A 20,311-nucleotide genomic window follows, 5' to 3' on the forward strand; every position below is an offset into this window, starting at 1 on the left:
ACATCATGCATCTGGGCACACCGGCGTGATCAAGGGGGGCCGCAAAGCGCTCACGCCACCGCCAGCTCCGGCTCCGACTCCGCTCCCAGGCCGCATGCTCCTGGAACTGCACTCACATCCCCCGGCGAGCCCTCCTCGTCCTCGCCAACACCGAAGTCCAGAGGGCACCGATGATCTCCCCGCAACGATCACGCTCGTGACCGGCGCGAGCCCGTCACTCCCGGCCCACACCAGCATCGCCCGCCTGCACAACCTCGCCCTCGCAGGACCGGAAGGCAGGATTCATCGCCGCCGACCGCAGCTCCATCGGCCTCAAGGTCAGCTACGGGACAAGCCTGACCTGGTCGATGGATCCCATCCGGCATGCGGCACGATGATCACATGGACGTACAGCAGGGAAGTCCGTCAGAGGAACCGATCGCGGATCTCGCCCGGCGGCTCGTCGCCGCGAGCAGCGGCGGCTGGACGCCGGACGGGGTCCGGGCGTTGGCGGCGGAACTCGGGTGGGCCTGGAACGACACGTCGGACGGTCCCGTCCTGGTCACCGGCCGGTCCTCGGGCGATGCACGCCTGCGCCCGGTCGGCCGGTTCGAGGAACCCTACGTCGACGGGGAGGCGTACGTGGAACTCGCGGTTCCGGTGGCGACCGCTGGGCCGGATGCCGCTGCGCAGGCGGCCGCGTTCCGCGCCGCCAAGAATGCGGTGACCAGGGCCCTGGGCGATCCGTCCGTCATCGGCTCGCACGGAGACATGGGCCCCTTCTACGACAGCGGACCGCTGTGGGGCGCACCCTTCCTGCGCTGGCGGGGCCGGCCCGACACCCTGGAACTGCGCGCGGGAATGTCGGGGCCGGAGCTGGTCCTGCAGCCCACGGACCCGGCGGAGAACTGGTTCTGGCGTCAGGGTGTCGGCGAAGAGCACTCGCTCAGCGGCTTCTTCGGGAGCAACCGCGCCCCGGCCAATGCCGGTCTCGGTCTCCCCGGCGGCTGGACCGCCAGAAGCTGGGAAACCCTCACACAATCGCTGGGCAGCTTCCTGGAGACGTTGCCCGCCGAGGCCGCTGCGCTCGACATCAGCTTCGGAATGTCGATCTACGGGCCCCCCAGCATCGGCGGGACCATCCTCTTCGACGTCCTGTGCAGCGACCGCCTGTCGATCGGCTGTCATGCCCCCGAAGGTTTCGATCTCGCCGCTCTGGGCTGGGGCACGGTCGTCCAGCATCCTGCCACTGCGTTCATCTGGAGCGACGACGACCCGGTGTGGCGCGTGGACGCGGGCGGCCCCGGCGAGCCGAAGGGGCAAGCACTCGCGGAGATGCTCGTGGCGACGGCCAGAGCCGTGGGAGCGAGCGATCCGGCCGAACTGGCGCTCGGCGGCGAGGCCGAGTTCGTCAGCATCTACCAGATCAAGTACTACGGATTGGGCCTGCCTACCTTCTGACCGTTCCCCAGGAGGATGACGGCTGCCTGATCCGTTACGTCTTCGGACCGAAGGTCGCCGCCAACCGCCCGGTCGGCACCGCCCCTCCCTGCCCAACTGTCAGATGCGTGACGCATGATGAGGATGCACAGACGGTGGAGGGGGATTCGTGGGGGACGTGGGCGTGGACGTGGAGGAGCCGGTTCGCCGGAGAGGGCGCAGGTCGCGGCATCAGGAGCGGGACGAGGCGATCCGGGAGCAGTACGTGTCCGGGCAGACCATGCAGGAGGTCGCCGACGCGTACGGTCTCACCCGCCAGCGGGTCCAGCAGATCCTCGAACAGGCCGGGACGGACATCCACCGGGCCCGGCAGGTGCGCCAGGACGCCAAGGCGGAACAACAGGCCCAGGAAATAGGGGAGTTCATCGCCGGGCACGGTGCGACGGTGGCCCGGCTCGCCTCCACCGGGATGTCGGCGGGCGAGACCGCGGAACGCTTCGCGCTGTTCCTGCCCGCGATACCCGCCGGCCTGGTCCGGGAGGGGATCGCCGCCTGCGGGGTGCCGTTCGACTCCGACATCCAGGAGTTCAAGTTCTCGCCGCTGGTGATCGAGGCGGCCGTCTGGTACGTCCTCGGCAGGATCCTCGGGCTGAGCGGCGACGACGGGCGGGCCCTGGCCGAGTACGACCTCTCCGAGGCGCGTGAGGTGGCCGAGGTGCTGACCGGGGCGGGACTGTCGACCGCCTCGGTCGCCGAGGTTCTCGTACTGGCGCACGCGGCCAGGCTGCATGTGGAAGCGCACCCGGACACCGGTCTCTCCGCCCAGAACTACGACGCGATGCGCAAGACCGTGCTGGCCGACCTGGGGCTGACGGAGCACTCCAAGAAGGGCGGCGCCCCCTGGCCCCCGACCAGTCAGACGGTACGCAAGCGGCTCGGCCAGGGGCTGTGGGCGGAGGTCCTGGCCCGCCTCGGACTCCAGCGCGACACCCGGGGCCGTCAGCCGGGCGGGGTCCTCTTCGACCGTGAGGACTACCTCACGGCGATGGCCGATTTCCTCGCCCACTGCACGGCGACCTCGCAGCCGAGCAGCAACGATGTGTACGCGGCCTGGATCACGGGCGAGGAGCGGGCGGGCCGCAACCGGCCGTCCCCGCAGGCGGTACGGCTGGAGTTCAGGTCCTGGACGGCGGCGAAGCGGGCGGGCCTGGCGCGCACGGCCGCCGCGGCCGCCTCGACGCCGGCCCCCTCGGTGCCGCGCCGGAGCAACGCCACGGCTGCCTCGCTCAGCAAGGTCGCGCTGCATCACGCCCAGCAGGAACTGGCGGCCGGGCTGGAGGAGCTGGCAACCGTACGGCTCGTCGAGACCGGGCCTCTCATCGAGCGTTTCGTCCGGACGTACTACGAGGAGTTCGAGTTCCGCAGGCGTGGCTGGCTGCGGAGCGCGGTAGAGCGGGAACCGGGACAGGACGCGGTGACCAGACGCCTGGCGAACCCGGACTGCAAGGGCAAGGAGCGCAAGGCCCTGGAGGCCCGGCCCGACCGGCCGGGGGACGTCCTCACCGATGCGTACATCGACAAGCTCGGCAACGGCGACCCGCGCGACACCGGCCACTGGCTCCACCCCGCCGCGCAGGCGGAACTCGACGCGCTGCCGGACGAGGTGGCCCAGCGCTTCCGCGTCCTGAAGGAGGCCCGGAACCTCCTCACCCACGACTCCACGGAATCCGCCCTGCGCTTGCGCACGGCTGTCGACGCCCTGGCCGCCCTCACCCCCACCGACCCCCTCCTCCTCATCCGCCAGACCGGCCCCCTCTCCCGCCGCCAACTCCTCTCCTGGCTCCGCGCCGCGAACTTCCAGCGCCTGCAACTCCTCGCGAGCAGCGTCCCTCAGCTGTGGCAGGCCATGGTCACGGGGGACATGGCCGTGTCCGACTAGTCCCGGGGCCCGCTGACCCCGGGGGGGGCCGCCGGTCCCGGGGAGTCCGCCGCCCGTCGCGCCCGGGCCGGTTCGGCTCGATTCCGTACCACGCGGAGCACAGGCCCCTAGCATTCCCCGTGCACCACCGACACCAACTCGACCAACCGGGGGCGGACATGGCCGGATACAGCGGCGGCGGCGAGACTCGGAGGTACCTGGGCATCTGGGCCCTCATCATCGGACTGCTGCTGCTCTTCGCCGGAGGCTGCGCGTCGAAGGACGCGGAGTCGCCCCGGTGCGGGGGCGAGCGCATGGAGTCGGGCGACGCCTGCGTGGGCAGCGGGTCGTACAGCGGGTACGAGGAGAAGAAGGACGAGGCGGGGCAGGCCGCGTACTGGCTGCTGCGGGTGGGCGGGGTACTCGCCGCGGGCGGGGCAGCTGTTCTCGTCGTGGGGTCCGTCGCCGACTCGGCGTGGCGGTTGCGCTCCGCCGCCCGCCGCAGGTCCGGGACACCGGCGCCCTCCCCTTCCCCGGCCACGGATCCGCTGTCGGGCCTGCTCGACTTCGGCCAGGTCGCACCCGGGCCCAGGCCAACGACTGCCAGGCCCGCGCCCGCGCCCGCTCCCAGGCCTCGGCCGCGGCCCACAACTCCCGCCCCCAGGGCGGCGACGCCCGCCCCGCGCCCCTCCCCCGCCGCACCCACCCTTCGGGATCAGCTGGCCGAAGAGATCGGCAGCGTCCAGTTCCCGGCGTCACGCCTGCAGCCGGGTTACGACCGGCAGCAGGTCGACACCTTCCTCACTCAAATCCGCGTGGGCCTCCAGGGCAAGGGCCCGGCCGTCGGCCCGGCACAGATCGCCGCAGCTGCCCTGGGCACGGCCGGGCACCGGCAGACGGGTTACGACCGGCAGGCCGTAGACGCCTTCCTCACCGCGCTGGCGAGCTCGCTGCGCTCCGGGGAGTAGGGCGGGAACTCGCCTGCGCCGAGCACCAGTTGACGTGCGCGGCACAGGGGGCGGCGGACGGGTCAGTTGGTGATGGTCACGCAGGCCAGGCCGACACTGGCGCCCCCGCGGAAGCCCTCCGCACAGAGCCGGGTCCCTGCCGGGAAGTGCCGCTGCGGGTACGCCTGGTCCCGGTAGGTCCTGAACTTCGCCACGTCCTCGACCTTGGTGTTCGCACTCCAGCCGTTGGTGGTCCACACGCGGGCGCTGATGCGGTTCGGCTGGTTGGTGTTGACGACCGACACCTCCACCCGGCCCAGGTAGGTGCCGTGGTCGTAGGTCTCGATGCAGACGGAGTTGTTGCACCACTTGCCTTCGGCGGCGGCGGGCGGCCCGGCGGCAAAAACACAGGCGAGTGCGGTGGCCGTCGTTCCGATTCCCGCGGCGATCTTCTTGATGGTCTTGATGGTGGGGTGCATGGCGTGCGACCTCGGGCATTCTTGTCGGCCCCGTGTCGGGGCGGTGGATTCCGTCGTTTCGTCTTTCGGGGCCGGGCAGGTCACGCGTGTGGCGATACGTGAGGCCCTGGACACGTGAGGCCCTGGACCGACCAACGCCGGGTGCGGAGCACGGGTCACGCCGTTGCGGCCCGTCTGCCGTTCTTCACTCCCCGGACGGAGTACGGTGCCTCTCGCGATCGGCTTCGCCCTGGCCCTGGCCCTGGGGAAGCAGTCGGCATCCGTGTCGCCGCGATCGATGTACGGGCGTTCCTCGAGGGAGCTGAGTGTTCGGATGCCGAGGCGTCGTCGTTTCGGAGTGGTCTCGTCGACGGTCGGGCTTGCTCTCGTCCTCGGATTCGGCGTGCATGCCCTGTGGCGGGGCACCGATGTGCTCGGACGGGAGGATTTCTGTCAGGGCGCGCTCACCTCGGCAGAGGCGAGTGCACTGCTCGACGGCCGGGGCAGGCTGACCGAGCAGGAGCCGCGCAAGGGGCAGGTTTACTACGTCTTCACGTGCACCGTCGAACGCACCAGTCTGTCGGGCGCTCCGTCGGCCAGTCTCAGCGTCCGGCCCGATCTCAACGATGCCGGCACCCTCCTGGAGTCGGGGGTATGGGGCACGACCCCGTCGACGTACTCGTACTTCACGGGCGACGTCACCGGCTCGGTCTCCGAGAACCACGCCTGGGTGCAGCTCCCCCGGGGCTGTCTCGCGCAAGAAGCGGCGTCCCCCGGGAGCAGCACGGTTTCCGGTGTCCGGGTGACCCTCAGCGAGGGGAGCGCACCCCGTCCCGCCATGGCGCAGGCAGCCTTGCGGGCCGCGCAGCACGTCGCTCGTAGGCAAGGGTGTGCGGACCGCGGGCTCCAGCAGGCCGAGCCGCGCATCCAGGGCCCGGCCGGAGACGGCGGCACCCGGCCCACCGATCCGGGCAACGCCTGCGGGGTGAAGGGATTCCGGCTGGCCGGTGCCGCGCTCCTCGGCGGAGCGGTAAAGCCCGGCACGGAACGCTTCACCGGGCGCGGCACCAGGACATGGGGGTGCGATCTTTTCCTCGAAGGCCCCGGCTCGCCGCAGGTGACGTTCGCCGTGAGCAAGGATCCCCGGTTCCTGAAAAGCCTGCGCCCGGACGAGGCCGACCGCCGGCTGACGCACCGACCGGGTCTGGGGAGCACCACGTGTTACGACCAGAACCTCTACGTCGACATGTCGTACAACGACGCCTACCAGGACCTGGCCGTCACCGACCGCCGGAGCGGCAGGAAGGCCGCACGGAAGCGTGGGGCGGAGGAGCCTGCGGCGGAAAGGCTGGCAAGGGAGTCGTTGTTCGTCGCTCTCGTCAACGCCGTTGACGAGAGGAGTGCTTGTGGTGGAGATCCGCGACGGTGAACACGGCTTGGGCCGTGTGACGACGCGTCAGGCATGACCGGCACCGGTGACCCGGACAGTCCTCGCAGGCGCCCGACGCCACAGGCTGGAGCGTGATTACCGAAGTCTTACGGGAGGGCCTTCTACCTACTCTGGCGCGCGCAGAACGGCTGGAATGGGCACATGATGGGATCGGCCGGTCAGGGTCGGTCGCTCGTTCCGCCCTTGGAGGTTCCGGGTGTTTCGTTCTTCGCGCCGTGTCGTACTGCCTGTCCTGCTCGTCCTGGCGGTTCTCGCCGGTGTTGGGCTCTTCCTCTTCCAGCCCTGGAAGGCGTTCACCGACACCACCGTGCAGGAGGCGCTGCCCAGTGTCTCCGCTCCGGCCGCGCCGGACAGGGGGCCGAAGGACCTGGCGAAGGGGCGCTTCGTGAGCCATGAGCACGAGACCAGCGGTATTGCCCGTGCGGTCAGGCTCGCGGACGGAAGCCAGGTGCTGCGGTTCGAGGATCTGAAGACCTCGGAGGGGCCGGATGTACGGGTCTACCTCTCGGTCCGGGAGCCCGGTGCCGTCGAGGCGGGGCTCGCGGACGGAGACGTCCAGCTCGGCAAGCTCAAGGGCAATCTGGGGAACCAGAACTATCCGGTCCCTCCGGGCACAGATCTCTCCCGCTTCCGCAGTGCTGTCATCTGGTGCGAGCGGTTCTCGGTCTCCTTCGGCGCCGCCGACCTCGCTCCGGTGAAGGGGTGAATCCCGGCCTGGACGGGCTGGAAGGGTGCCGCAGACTGCGTGCGGGCAGCGCACACGCAACTCACCCGTAGGGCTACGCCGCGTACGGGACCTGCACAGGCAGTTACAGCCAATACGGGCGTGCCGCTCTGTCCGTGAATACGCCGGTCGGCCGGAATCCGTCCAGGGTGTTCCCCGCGACGGCCGCGTTCACCGATGCAGGTCCCCAACCGGCAGGGCCAAGGTTCCTGAGGGGCCGGATTTTCTCAACGTGGCCGAAAGGTACACGTCTCAACTCTGCACCCCCGTCCCCGCGTTGATCACACATCCCACAGCTCACATACTGCGCTGACCGGCGGGGCCGGCGTGCGGCCCCTGGCCGGATGCCGGCCCCGCCCCCCGTATCCCAAGCTCCTGGGGGAGACTTGCGCAGGAAAGTGACCGGAAGAACGAAGAGCGCCATCTCTGTCGCGGCGGCCGCCTCGGTGGCCCTCGTGGCGGGCATGACCGGCCCGGCGACGGCCGTCGACCAGCCGCCAGTCCAAGAGCCCGCCTCGCCGTCCGCCGCCGCAGGATCCGCCGGCGGTCAGCGCATCCAACTCGTCACGGGCGACCACGTGCGCGTCGACGCCAAGGGCCGGTTGGCGGGCTTCGAGGCCGCAAAGGGCCGTGAACGCATACCCGTGCAGACGCTGCGCACCAAGGGGCACACGCTGGTGATCCCCGCGGACGCACAACGCCTCATCTCCACGGGCAAGTTGGACCGGCGACTGTTCGACCTGAACGAACTCGCCGACCCGCAGGTGCGCAAGAGCCACCGCGACGGGCTCAAGCTGATCGTGCAGTACGAACAGGGCGCTTCCACCGCACGGGCACAGGTGCGTGCGGCCACCGGTGTTCAGGAACGGCGCACGTTCCCCACGATCAACGCCGACGCCGTACGTGCCTCGCAGGGCAGTGCCGCCAAGGTGTGGGAGGCCCTGACCGACCCCCGGCAGAACGGCGTACGGGCCGCCGGCTCCGGCATCGCCAAGGTCTGGCTCGACGGGGTGCGCCGGGCGAGCCTGGACCGCAGCGTCCGGCAGATCGGCGCCGACAAGGCGTGGCAGGCCGGGTACGACGGCACGGGCGTCAAGATCGCCGTCCTGGACACCGGTGTCGACAAGGGCCACGCCGACCTCAGCACCCAGGTCGTCGGCGAGAAGAACTTCTCCGAGTCCCCCGACCTCGCCGACCGCGTCGGCCACGGCACGCACGTCGCCTCGATAGCCGCTGGTACGGGCGCCGCGTCGGGCGGGAAGTACAAGGGCGTCGCCCCCGGCGCGAAGATCCTCAGCGGCAAGGTGCTGAACGACGAGGGGTTCGGCGACGACTCCGGCATCCTCGCGGGCATCGAGTGGGCCGCCGCCGAAGGTGCGGACGTGGTCAACCTCAGCCTCGGCCACGGAGACACCCCCGAGGTCGACCCGCTGGAGGCGGCAGTCAACAGGCTGTCCGCCGACAAGGGAATCCTGTTCGCGGTCGCTGCGGGCAACGCGGGCGAGGACGGCGGCTCGTCGCTGGACTCGCCGGGCACCGCGGACGCCGCGCTGACCGTCGGCGCAGTCAACCAGGACGACGTGCTCGCACCCTTCTCCAGCACGGGCCCGCGCGTCGGCGACGGCGCCGTCAAGCCGGACGTGACCGCTCCCGGTGTCGCCATCACCGCCGCCGCCGCACCGGGCAGCGCCATCGACACCCTCCCCGGCACTCCGCACCCGGCCCCCGGCTACCTCCAGATCGACGGCACCTCCATGGCCACCCCGCATGTCGCGGGCGCGGCGGCGATCCTCAAGCAGCGGCATCCGGGCTGGAAGTCCGCCGAGCTCAAGGGCGCGCTGACCGGCTCCGCCAAGGACGGCCCGTACACCGCCTTCCAACAGGGCGCGGGGCGCGTCCAGGCCGACAAGGCGCTCGGCCTGAGCGTGATCGCCGATCCGGTCTCGCTGAACTTCGGCGTCGCGCAGTGGCCGCACGCCGACGACAAGCCCGTCACCCGGAAGGTCGGTTACCGCAACCTCGGCACCGCCGACGTCACCCTCGACCTGACGGTGGCCACGCGGGACCCGAACGGCAAGTCCGCTCCCGCCGGGTTCTTCACGCTCGGCGCGAAGAAGGTGACCGTGCCCGCCGGGGGCAGGGCCGAGGTCGATCTGACCGCCGACACCAGCGTCGGTTCCGCCGACGGCGCCTACTCGGGCTATGTCACCGCCACCGGCGCGGGCCAGTCGGTCCGTACGGCCGCCGCCGCCGTCCGCGAGGCGGAGTCGTACAAGCTCAACGTCAAGGTGCTCGGCCGTGACGGCGCCGACGCCACCAGCTTCCTCGCCCTGCTGGGCGGAGTCAGCGGTCCGGCCAAGGGCTTCGGGGGCTACTTCGACCCGTCGAGCCCGCACACGCTCCAGGTGCCCAAGGGGTCGTACGCCCTCTTCGCCAACATCGAGCAGGATGCGTCGGACTCCACCAAGGGCGTCGACTCGGTCTCCCAGCCGCAGCTGGACGTCAACGGGGACACCACCGTCACCCTCGACGCACGCACCGCCAGGCCGGTGACGCTCACCGTGCCCGGGGACAGCACGGCGGACGGTGCCCTGACGTACCGGAGCCGTGGAGCCGACGGCAGCGGCGTCGGCCTCGGGCGGGTGCTCGACGGGGGCTTCGACGACTTCCGCACCGCGCACGTGGGCCCGGCCGTCACCGACGGCACCCTGGTCGAGACCTTCAACGCGGACTTCGTCAAGGACGCGGCTTCCCAGTATTCGGTGGCTTTCGGCGGCAGTACGCAGAAGCTGGCGACCGGCCTCGTCCGACATACGCGGGCGAAGGACCTAGCGACGCTCAAGGTCGGCCTCGGTGCCTCCACTCCGGGGAAGGCCCTCGCGGCCCTCGCCGTTCCCCAACTGCCGGGTGCGTCCGCGGACGGCGGGCTCCCGGTGCTCCAGACGGCACACGGCACGCGCACCCTGTACGTGTCCACGGCCGACGGCGTCCGGTGGCGGACCGATGTCCAGCAGTACGGCAAGCCCGACGCGGACGACGGCCGGTTCCTCGAAACCATCTCCACGACGGTCGGGCCGCAGCGCTACGAAGCGGGCCGCACCTACCGCGACACGTTCAACACCGGCGTCTTCGGCCCCCTCCTGAACAAGGAGAAGGGCGTCTTTCGCACCGCGCCCGACCCGATCACGGGCAAGCAGCTGATCGTCGGCCTGCTGCCGCTCCTGTCCGACGGCAACGGCCACCTCGACGACACGGCGAGCCCCTACGTCCAGTCGTACACGTCGGCCTCCTCCACGCTGTACCGCAACGGCGTCAAGGTCGCCGGGAGCAGCGCCCCGCCGAACGGCCAGGTGCCCTTCGCGGTCGACTCCTCGGACGCCGAGTACCGTCTTACGGCGTCCATCGAGCGCTCGGCGGAGGTCTCCGAGGTCTCCACCCGCGTCGACGCGGACTTCACCTTCCGCTCGAAGCCCGTCGCGCAGACCACGGCGATGCCGGTCTCCACGGTGCGCTTCGCGGCCCCTGTCGACCTCGCCTCGCGCGCTCCGGCGGGCCGGACGGTACGGGTGCCGGTGACCGTGCAGGGTTCGGCGGCCGGGAACAACCTCAAGTCCCTTGCAGTGGAGGTGAGTTACGACGACGGGAAGACCTGGCAGTCCGCGAAGGTCGACGGCGGGAGCATCTCCGTGAAGAACCCGGCGAAGGACAAGGCCGTCTCGTTCCGTGCGCAGATCGTGGACAAGCAGGGCAATACGTCTGCGCTGACGATCCATCACGCGTACTACGGCAAGTAGGTGAGCGAAGGGGGCGGTGCACCGGAGACACCTCCGGTGCACCGCCCCCCTGCGTTCTCAGTCCCGCGCGAGGTCCTCGATGCGGACGCCGTCGTGCTGCGCGACCCGGGTCCCCACGTCACCCCCACCTGCACGGGCTCGGCGCGCCATCACACCACAGCAGCCCTCACACCACAGCACCCGAATCCCGCGCCCGCCCGCGTCGCTCCAGTGGAGTGCGCGCCGCGTCCTTCTCGCTCCGCCGAGGTCGCACCGGCGCCGGGCGGCTGCCTTCGAGCTGCACGGCGATCGGTACGGCGGTGAACACCGTCGACGCCATACCGATCACCACCCCGGCGATCAGCGCCACGGAGAAGTCCGCGAGCGTGTCACCGCCGAGCACGGCCAGAGCCGCCAGGATGAACAGCGCGCCCATACCGGTGTTCACCGTCCGCGGCAGCGTCTGGATGACCGCCGTGTTCGCGGTGGTTTCCAGGTCCGCCGCCGGATCGCGGCGGCGCGCCTCGCGCACCCGGTCGAAGACGACGACGGTGTCGTTGACGGAGTACCCGATGACCGTGAGCAGGGCCGCCAGGAAGACGCTGTCGACGGGCCTGCCCAGCCAGGCGAACAGCCCCACCACGAGCAGCACGTCGTGCAGCATGGCCGCCACCGCCGCGGCGGCGAACGTCCACCGGAAGCGCACGCTGAGGTAGATCAGCTGGGTCGCGACGGCGATGCCGAGCGCGATGAGCGCGTGCCGACGCAGTTCCTCCCCCAGGCTCGGTCCGATCAACTCGTCCCGCTCCAGGGTGACTTCGCCGCCCATCTTCGCCAGCGCCGTTCTGATCGTGTGCTGCTGGTCGTTGCTCAGCTCACCGGTGCGTACGGAGATGGCCCCGCCCCCCGACTCCTGCACCACCGCACGCGGGAACCCGGCGTCCGCGACCGCCGTACGTGCCGCGTCCACCTCCACGGGCCTGCTGGTGCTGTACTCCGCCAGGCGCCCGCCGGTGAACTCCACCCCGAAGTCCAGGCCGCGCAGGCCGATTCCGGCGACGGCCACCACGAGCAGCAGCGCGCTGACGCCGAGCCAGCGGCGCCGGTGGTGCACCAGGCGGGGCTGTCGGCGGGCGAGCCAGGCACGCACCCGGCCGTGGGAGGTGATCCCGGTCAGGCCGGGCCGGTTGCGTACGAAACGACGCCGGACCGCGAAGTCGGCGAGGACCCGGGTGATCACCAGGGCGGAGACCATCGAGACGAGGACGCCGATGGAGAGCGTGACGCCGAAGCCCTTGACGGGTCCGGTGGCGAAGAAGAAGAGCAGCCCGGCCGCGAGCAGCGTGGTCACGTTCGAGTCGACGACCGCGCTCCACGCCTTGGCGAAGCCGGTCCGCAGCGGCTTGTCCAGTGATGCCGAGCCAGACTTCGGGGCGCGAAGTCCCAGGTACTCCTCGCGGGCGCGCTCGAAGACCAGTACGTTCGCGTCCACCGCCATGCCGATCGCCAGGACGAAACCGGCGAGTCCGGGCAGGGTCAGGGTCGCGCCCAGGGCGATCAGCGCCGCGTAGGAGATCAGCCCGTACAGCGCGAGAGCGAGGGTGGCCAGGGCGCCGAGCAGGCGGTAGACGGCGACGATGAACAGCCCCGTCAGGGCGACGCCGATGAGCGCGGCCTGCGCGCTGGCGGCGATGGCGTCGGCACCGAGCGTGGGGCCGACGGTCCGCTGCTCCACGACCTCCACGGGCACCGGCAGCGCGCCGCCCTTGACGAGTGCGGCCAGGTCGCGGGCCTCTTCGCGGCCGAAGCCGCCGGTGATCTGTGTGGAGCCGCCGGCGATGCCGACCTTGCACGCCACGTCCGCGTTGACGCCCGGCGCCGAGAGGACCGTGCCGTCCAAGACGATGGCGACGCGCCGTTCGGGGGCGCCCTGCGGGGCGCAGGCCGCCGCCCCGGTGACCCGCGCCCAGTCCTTGCCCGCCTGTCCGCGGAAGGCGAGGTTCACCGTCCAGCCCGCCATCTGCTGCTGGTCGAGCACCGCCTCGGCGTCCTTGATGCCCTCGCCGGTGAGAGCGGTGGGCCCGAGCCGGAGAAACGCCCCCTTCCGGTCGGGGTCGGGCAGGGTGCGCGAGCCGTCCCCGGCCGGCTCACCCGCGTCCTTGTCCTGCTGGTCCACCGCGCTCCGTACCGGATGGACGGTCAACTGCGCGGTCCGGCCGATGACCTCTGCGGCCTCGCGCGGGTCCTGCACTCCGGGCAGTTCGACGAAGATCCGCTTCTCTCCGGACCGGTACAGGCTCGGCTCGGAGACGCCGAGCGCGTCGACCCGCTGACGGAGCACCTCCAGGGCCCGCTGGGTCGATTCGGCATTGGCCCTGACCTGGGGCGAGTCCTTGGCCTCCAGGACGATCTGGGTGCCGCCGCGCAGGTCGAGGCCGAGGCGGGCGGACTGGGTGAGAGCGAAGAAGAGCGAGGCGGCGATCACGCCTAGGGCGACGATCGCCCGCCACACGGGCGCACGAGACATGGGTTCTCCACGATGGGCAGGCAGACGGAATCGACGTCTGTCCCCGGCTCGCGGAAGCGAACGGTCAGGCGTCGATGCGGACTTCGGTGCTCCATCGGTACGGCGGGCCGCGTGGACGGTACGCAGGGATGCACCGGCCCGCTTCCACGGAATCCGTCGTCACTGCCACTGCGGGACCGCCGACAGCACGGTGCGGGGCTGCGCCAGCGGTGCCGGGGCCCGGGAAGGGAGGGAACGGGTACGGCACGGCGTCGACGGGGGCGAGCACATGACGCGCTGCGGCGGCGCGCCGCTGCGCGTCGGCGGTCGCCGAGGCCTGGGTGATCGCCGCTACGGCCGCGCCCGTCGAGGAGGGGCGGGAGGCCGACGCCGGCTGGGCCCCTGCCGGCAGGAGGAGGGTCAGGGCGGCGAGGAACGCGGAGAGCAGGACGGCGACCGGGCGCGTGGGGTGTGCGCGGTAGTGCTGCACGCCTCTTCCCCCTCGGCCAAGTCGTCGTACGGAATCGGCAGTTGCCACGGTGAACCGAGGGTCCGTTCCTTCGGCCGTCAGTGGGATGAACGCCGTCGGGTCCCCTGGGGTTCCCGCTCGCCAGGGGTACGCGGCCACCGGCGGCGTGCGGTGCACGGGGAGGGCCGGTACCTCGTGCGGGGGTGGCGGCCCCTGACGTACCACCCCGCCCTCCCCCGGAACCGGACACGGACACACTGAGCCGAATGGCGTCTGCCGATCAGGGCGCATCGTGTCCACGTCCTGCGGTGATGATCTTGGCTCTATGTTGCGCTGGTGAAGATCAGACTGCGCCTCGTCGCCCTGGCGCTGCCGCTCGCGCTCATGGCCACCGTGCCCGCCGCGGAGGCCTCCCCGGCGGCCCGGCCGCATGGAGCGCGATCCGCCGCAGCCCCCTCACTCGGCCTGGTGGTCTCCGCCGTACCGTCGGCCAAGCTGCGATTCACCCACCGCCCCGGATGCCCGGTACCCGCACGGGACCTGCGACTGCTGAGCATGAACCACTGGGGCTTCGACGGATGCCTGCACCGCGGGGAACTCATCGTCCACCGACGCGTCGTCAAGGACGTCACCCACGTGTTCGGCGCGATGTTCCACGCCCGCTTCCCCATCCGCAAGATGCGGGTCATGGCCGCATACCGCGGCAACGACGAAGCCGCCATGGCCGACGACAACACCTCCGCCTACAACTGCCGCCGCGTCACCGGCAATCCCGCCAAACTCTCCCGCCACTCCTACGGCGACGCCCTCGACATCAACACCGTCGAAAACCCCTACGTCGACGCCTACGGCAGAGTCCACCCCGCCGCCGGACGCCGCCACCTGCGCCGCGACCGCCCCGTGAAGGGAATGATCCGGCGCGGCGACGCGGTCACCGCCGCGATGGCACGCGTCGGCTGGTACTGGGGCGGCCGCTGGAACCACCCCGACTATCAACACTTCTCCGCCAACGGCCAGTAGTACGGCCAGTACCCCGGCGGCCCGGCCCGTACAGGGACCGGCACCTGGGCAGCTTCGTACCGTCGGCCTGCACCCCGCCAGCGGGCCCGTGGTGTGCGCGGCCGCGCGCCGGCCCTCCGCCTTGCCCGCGGCTCGGGCGTCGTGCGGCGGCTCTTCCCGGGCCGGCGGCGACGCGCGGGGGTACTCACTGGAGGCCCTGGGAAACGCTGCGCGCGAGCTGCCCCAGGAAGTCTCCGATGCCCTGCCCGACGGGGGTGGGTGCGATCAGGATGCCCAGTACGAGGACGATCAGTGCGGTGTTGCGCTCCTCGACGCGGCTGCGGGCCTGGGTTCGCCGCCGCAGCCGGAAGAACACCACGACGGCGAGCAGCACCGCCAGGTTGACGGTCAGAATCATCAGGTCCTCCCCCAGCACCTGTCGGCGCACCGGCCCAGGAAGCGCACACCCTCCGCCTCTTTGTGTAGCGGCACACCGAGGGGATGTGACGGTACGTTGCGCCCGAATGGCACAAAGTCATATGCCGTTCGTCCGAATCCCCACCCCGTCGGGCAGCGGCCCGGCGGGAGGGAAGAGTTACGGGGCTGTTCACCGGCGCGTGACCAGCCGCTTCCCCGGCCCGAGGGCGTGGCCTGTCGGATGGGGTGGGTCAGAGGTCTGGACCAATTGAGTCGCGCCAATTCCCTGTCTCAATAGAGCCGTTGGGCCCTCGAACGCAATTGGTCTATACCTCTGGCGCTAAAGTGCACGACAGAAACACGCACATACACAGCCGTGGGGGGCTTTATGACTGTGCATCACCTTCCGCAACCTCCGTCCGACGACGAGTTGTACGCGTACTTCGGTCCGCAGCACCGCTGGGTGCTGGTCAGCACGTCGCTCGCCTTCGTGTGCACGGCGGCCACCATGTTCGCCTTCGCCCTGCGCACTCCCGCCCTCTGGGTCTTCCTCGCCGTCCTCGGCCTCAACGTCGTGGCCCTCGCCCTCTCCTGCGTCAACAGCCTGCGCCGCCGCAGGCTCACCCGCCGGTCGCACGAACTGCTCGTGCACGCCTGGCAGCCCGCCCACACCCCGGCCGTCGACCTCTACCTGCCCACCTGCGGCGAGCCGCTCGACGTCCTGACCAACGCCTATCGCGCGGTCTCCGCGCTGGACTGGCCGGGCCGGCTGACCGTCTGGGTCCTGGACGACGGCGACCGGCCCGACGTCGCCGCGCTCGCCGCCTCGTACGGATACGAGTACGTCGTACGGCCCGACCGCGGGCACCTGAAGAAGGCCGGGAACCTCAACCACGCCCTGACCCTCAGCAGCGCCGAGGTCGTCGCCATCCTGGACGCGGACTTCGCGCCCCGGCCCGACTTCCTGCGGCACCTCGTCCCGTATCTGGCCGATCCGGCGGTCGGCATCGTGCAGAGCCCCCAGTGGTTCGACACGGACGAGTCCATGAACTGGATCCAGCGCGCCGCGGGCTGCGCCCAGGAGTGGTTCTTCCGCTGGATACAGCCCTCGCGCGACGCGAGCGACGCCGCCATCTGCTGCGGCAGCAACGCCGTCTACCGGCGCAGCGCCCTCGACCTGGCCGGCGGATTCGCCCGGCTCGACCACAGCGAGGACCTCTACACCGGACTCGCCCTCCACGCACGGGGCTTCCGCACCCTCTACGTGCCGGTGCTCGTCGCCAAGGGCACGTCCCCCGAGTCGGTCACCTCCTTCGTCAACCAGCAGTACCGCTGGGCCATGGGCAACCTCCACCTGCTGAGCACGCCCGTCCTCAAGGAGATGGGGGCACCCTGGCGGATGCGGCTGTGCTTCGCCGAAGGCATCGTCGGCTACCTCACGACCGCGGTGAACACCTTCGTCGCGCCGCTGCCGCCGCTGGTGATGATGTTCTGCTACCCCGACGACGTACGCCCCTGGCACGTCCTGCCGCTGCTTGCCCCGCTGTGGCTGTGGCACGTGCTGCTCCCCCGGGTGAGCCGCACCCGCTGGCGGGTGGAGGTGATCCGCGCGAACGTGCTGACCAGCGTGGCCGCGGCGGTGGCCTTCTGGCACACGCTGCGCGGCCGCAGTGCCGCCTGGGTGCCCACCGGTGCCAAGGGCCCGGCCGCTTCGGGCGGCATGGCACGGCGGGTGGTGGCCGTCTCGCTCGGCTGGCTGCTGGTCTCCCACGCCGCGGCCGTCGCGGGGCTGGCGCTGGTCATGGCGCGGGGCGGCTGGACCCAGGGCTGGGGGCTGCTCCTGTACGTCACGGTGCAGTGCCAGCTCCACCTGCCGCTCATGCGACACCTGTACGGGGAACTGCGCCCCGCCGGCACCGGGTCAACGGCGACCGGGACCATGCCGGCCACCGGCGTACGGGCACTGCTCGGGCGCGTCCGCCGGGCGCTGCCCGCGTCGCGCGCCGCCATGCTGCCCCGCCGCTGGCCCGAAACCCTGGCCGCCACCGCCCTCCTGCTGCTGATCGGCCTGGTGGCATCCGGGTGGGTCAACCCGATGCTCCCCTGGGCGAGTTGAACGATCCGAAAGGCACTCCTGCCATGTCGTCCTCCGTGGCCCCCGGCCACCGGCCGTCCGATCCCTCCGTCACACCCCGCCGTCGGCGGTCCACAGCTCTTCCGCCCGTCCCGGGCTCCGAATCGGGGCCCAGTCCGCACCGCTCGGCCTTCCGGCCCGACATCGAGGGGCTGCGCGCCGTCGCCGTGCTCGCGGTCCTCGCCTTCCACGCCGGAATCCCCGGCCTCCAGGGCGGCTTCGTCGGCGTGGACGTCTTCTTCGTCATCTCCGGCTACCTGATCACCGGCCTCCTGGTGCGCGAGGCGATCACCACCGGCCGCATCCGTCTCGGCGACTTCTTCTCCCGCCGGGCGCGCCGTCTGCTGCCGTCCGCCGCCGTGGTCCTGGTCACGGTGGCGGCGGTGGGCGCCTGGCTGACCGTACCGCTGCGGCGGGCGGGCCTGGAGCACGACGTCCTCGCGGCGGCGCTGTCCGTCGCCAACTGGCGGTTCACCGCCCAGCAGACCGACTACCTCGCCGCAGGGCAGGACCAGAGCGCGCTGCTGCACTTCTGGTCGCTGGCCGTCGAGGAGCAGTTCTACTTCTTCTGGGCACCGCTGCTGGCCCTCGCCGGACTGTGCGTCGCGCGGGCGGTGCGACGGGGACGCGCGGTGCGCGCGGCCGTGGCCCTCGCCGTGGTCCCGCTCATGCTCGCCTCCTTCGCGCTGTCCCTGTACTGGACGCAGGAGTCGGCCTCGCTCGCGTACCTCGCCACGCCCTCGCGGGTCTGGCAGTTCGGGGCGGGCGCGCTGCTCGCGCTGCTGCCCTGGCACCTGATGCGCGGACCCCGGCCGCTGCGGCTGCTGTGCGGGTGGGCGGGTGCGGCGGCCATCGGCTGGTGCGTCGTCGCGTACGACCACACCACGCCGTACCCCGGATTCGCGGCCCTCGTGCCGACCCTGGCGACCGCCGCCGTCATCCTGGCCGCGATACCGGGCCGCGGCGAGCGCGACGCACAAGGCGCCCACGGAGTGGGCCGGTTGCTGGCGATGCGGGCTCCGCGGGCGGTGGGCAGGCTGTCGTACACGCTGTACTTGTGGCACTGGCCGGTGCTGGTGCTCGCCGAGGCCCGGCTCGGGACGCTCGGCTGGCCCGCGAAGAGCGCGCTGACGCTGGCCGCCGTCCTGCCCGCCCTCGCCACGATGTACGGGGTGGAGCGCCCGCTGCGCCGCAGCCGCACCGTGTCCGCGCACACCCGGCGCGGTCTCTCGGTGGGCGTCACGGCGATCGTCCTGCCCGTCGCGCTCGCCCTGACGATCGGCACGACCACGCTTCATCTGCTGGGCGACACCGCACCGCCCGACCCGAAGGGACTGCCCGCCGGAGCCGCTTCGGGACCGCATCTGCTGCTGCGTCAGCCGGGTGTGCCCCTCGCCGACGGGCCGGTGCTGCCCGCCCCCGCCCAGGCGCGCAAGGACTTCCCGCCGGACGGCGTGTGCCAGGTCGCCCCGGCGCAGACCCGCAGCCCGGACTGCCTGTTCGGCGCGGTGGACAGTCCCGACCGGATCGTGCTGCTCGGCGACTCGCACGCCGGTCAGTGGTTCTCGCCGCTGCTCGGCATCGCCGCCGAGCGCGGCTGGGCACTCCAGGAGCTCGTCAAGCAGGGGTGCCCGCTGCCGCGGATCTCGGTGCACAACCCCCAGCTCGGCCGCGCCTACCGGGAGTGCGACACCTGGCGGGCGCACGCCCTGGACCGGCTGCGGCAGCAGCCGAGGCCGCGCCTGGTGGTGATCTCCTCGCTGAACCGGTACACCGCCGACGAGAAGCTGCTGCTGAAGGGCTGGGAGGAAACCCTGGCCCCGCTGCGGGAGTTGGGGGTGCCGATCGTCTACGTCGAGGACACTCCGGTGCCCGGCACGGACGTACCCGCGTGCGTGTCCGGCCATCTGGAGTCGCCGGACGCCTGCGCGTTCGACCGCCGCGCGTCGTGGCGGCCCGATCCGCTGGCCCGGAGGATCGCGTCGGGCGCGCTGCCCGGCGTACGGAGCATCGGCGTGAACGACGTGCTCTGCCCGGACGCCGGGCCGACCTGCCCGGCCGTACTGGACCGGGTGCTGCTCTACCGCGACGACGCGCACCTGACGAACGCCGCGGCCGTGGTCCTCGCCGCCCGGCTGGAGCGCCTGCTCACGCAGGCGGGCGCGCTGCCCGCCGAAGGTGCGGCCGGGAACGGCACAAGGCCGCCGTCGGCGACCGGCGGCTGGGTGCGGCTGCTGCGCGACGACTTCGACGGACCCGCGGGGAGCCCTCCGTCGCCCGTCCACTGGATGCATGACGTGGGGACGTGCTACCCCGGCTGCCCCGCCCCGCAGTGGGGCACCGGCGAGATCGAGACGATGACGGACTCGACCGACAACGTCCGCCTCGACGGCAAGGGGGCGTTGGAGATCGTCCCCCTGCGCAAGGGCGGGCGGTGGACGTCGGGCCGGATCGAGACCCGGCGCTCCGACTTCGCCGCCCCGCCCGGCGGGGCCCTGCGCATCGAGGCGTCGATCGCCCTGCCGGACGTGACGGGGCCCGCGGCGGCGGGCTACTGGCCCGCGTTCTGGACCCTGGGCGCACCGCTGCGCGACGGGTACACCGGCTGGCCGGGCGTCGGCGAGCTGGACGTCATGGAGTCGGTCAACGGCCGGGACACCGTCTTCGGCACGATGCACTGCGGGGTCCTGCGCGGCGGCCCGTGCGAGGAGCCGGCGGGTCTGAGTTCGGCCCCGCAGAAGTGCGCCGGTTGCCGTACGGGGTTCCACTCGTACGCCGTGGAGGTCGACCGTACCGCCGGTGCGGAGGAGGTGCGCTGGTATCTGGACGGGCGGGTGTACCACCGGGTGCCGGCCCGTCGGATGGACTCGGGGACGTGGCAGCGGGCCGTGGACCACGGGCTCTTCCTGATCCTCAACGTGGCGATCGGCGGCGGACTCCCGCGCCAGGACGGGGCTTCGCCCGGTCCGACGACCGAACCGGGCCACGCGATGCGGGTCGACCACGTCACCGTGTCGGCCCGTCCGGCCACGAGCGCAGGTCCGGGGCGCGGCTGACGGTGCGCCCTTCTCCCACCGCCCGGACGTGGCGGTGGGAG

General features: G+C 71.7%; 13 protein-coding genes. 9 read left to right on the plus strand and 4 right to left on the minus strand.

Going from position 1 to position 20,311, the window contains the following annotated elements; translation table 11 throughout:
• Positions 1-381: 381 nt before the first annotated feature.
• The 3 genes from IE269_RS31125 (at position 382) to IE269_RS31135 (ending at position 4,305) form a co-directional block, all read left to right on the plus strand.
• Positions 382-1,440: a hypothetical protein gene (locus IE269_RS31125; protein WP_189826557.1), complete on the plus strand. Its 1,059-nt coding sequence runs from the start codon at positions 382-384 to the stop codon at positions 1,438-1,440.
• Positions 1,441-1,588: 148 nt separating this feature from the next.
• Positions 1,589-3,358: an RNA polymerase sigma factor sigma-70 region 4 domain-containing protein gene (locus IE269_RS31130; RefSeq protein WP_189826558.1), complete on the plus strand. Its 1,770-nt coding sequence runs from the start codon at positions 1,589-1,591 to the stop codon at positions 3,356-3,358.
• 119 nt (positions 3,359-3,477) lie between these two features.
• Positions 3,478-4,305, plus strand: a complete 828-nt coding sequence (locus IE269_RS31135) for a DivIVA domain-containing protein (protein WP_189826559.1) — start codon at positions 3,478-3,480, stop codon at positions 4,303-4,305.
• Between the two features lie 62 nt (positions 4,306-4,367).
• Here the strand turns inward: IE269_RS31135 and IE269_RS31140 are convergent, their stop codons facing one another.
• On the minus strand, positions 4,368-4,763 hold the full coding sequence (locus IE269_RS31140; RefSeq protein WP_189826560.1) for a hypothetical protein: 396 nt from the start codon (positions 4,761-4,763) through the stop codon (positions 4,368-4,370).
• Between the two features lie 313 nt (positions 4,764-5,076).
• Between IE269_RS31140 and IE269_RS31145 the strand changes: the two genes are divergently transcribed.
• From IE269_RS31145 to IE269_RS31155, 3 genes are all read left to right on the plus strand, one after another.
• The gene (locus IE269_RS31145; protein WP_189826561.1) at positions 5,077-6,171 is read left to right on the plus strand and encodes a hypothetical protein; all 1,095 of its coding nucleotides are present in this window, start codon (positions 5,077-5,079) and stop codon (positions 6,169-6,171) included.
• A gap of 217 nt (positions 6,172-6,388) precedes the next feature.
• Positions 6,389-6,898, plus strand: a complete 510-nt coding sequence (locus tag IE269_RS31150) for a DM13 domain-containing protein (protein ID WP_189826562.1) — start codon at positions 6,389-6,391, stop codon at positions 6,896-6,898.
• 482 nt (positions 6,899-7,380) lie between these two features.
• Positions 7,381-10,710, plus strand: coding sequence for a S8 family peptidase (locus IE269_RS31155; RefSeq protein ID WP_318299676.1), 3,330 nt, complete (start codon positions 7,381-7,383; stop codon positions 10,708-10,710).
• 166 nt (positions 10,711-10,876) lie between these two features.
• Here IE269_RS31155 and secD read toward each other — a convergent pair whose 3' ends face one another.
• Complete coding sequence (gene secD, locus IE269_RS31160; RefSeq protein ID WP_189826564.1) at positions 10,877-13,216, minus strand: protein translocase subunit SecD; 2,340 nt, start codon at positions 13,214-13,216, stop codon at positions 10,877-10,879.
• 64 nt (positions 13,217-13,280) lie between these two features.
• Entirely contained in the window at positions 13,281-13,685 is a 405-nt protein-coding gene (locus IE269_RS31165) for a hypothetical protein (RefSeq protein WP_189826565.1), read from the minus strand.
• 315 nt (positions 13,686-14,000) lie between these two features.
• Between IE269_RS31165 and IE269_RS31170 the strand changes: the two genes are divergently transcribed.
• Entirely contained in the window at positions 14,001-14,684 is a 684-nt protein-coding gene (locus IE269_RS31170) for a M15 family metallopeptidase (RefSeq protein ID WP_318299669.1), read from the plus strand.
• Between the two features lie 184 nt (positions 14,685-14,868).
• Here the strand turns inward: IE269_RS31170 and IE269_RS31175 are convergent, their stop codons facing one another.
• On the minus strand, positions 14,869-15,078 hold the full coding sequence (locus IE269_RS31175; protein WP_189826601.1) for a hypothetical protein: 210 nt from the start codon (positions 15,076-15,078) through the stop codon (positions 14,869-14,871).
• A 390-nt stretch (positions 15,079-15,468) separates the two neighbouring features.
• Between IE269_RS31175 and IE269_RS31180 the strand changes: the two genes are divergently transcribed.
• Both IE269_RS31180 and IE269_RS31185 read left to right on the plus strand, forming a co-directional pair.
• A complete protein-coding gene (locus tag IE269_RS31180) occupies positions 15,469-17,196 on the plus strand; it encodes a glycosyltransferase family 2 protein (protein ID WP_189826566.1) in 1,728 nt (575 codons plus the stop codon).
• 23 nt (positions 17,197-17,219) lie between these two features.
• Entirely contained in the window at positions 17,220-20,270 is a 3,051-nt protein-coding gene (locus IE269_RS31185) for an acyltransferase family protein (RefSeq protein ID WP_189826567.1), read from the plus strand.
• Positions 20,271-20,311: the final 41 nt, after the last annotated feature.

The sequence above is a fragment of the Streptomyces spiroverticillatus genome (assembly GCA_014650415.1).
GTDB classification, from domain to species: domain Bacteria; phylum Actinomycetota; class Actinomycetes; order Streptomycetales; family Streptomycetaceae; genus Streptomyces; species Streptomyces spiroverticillatus.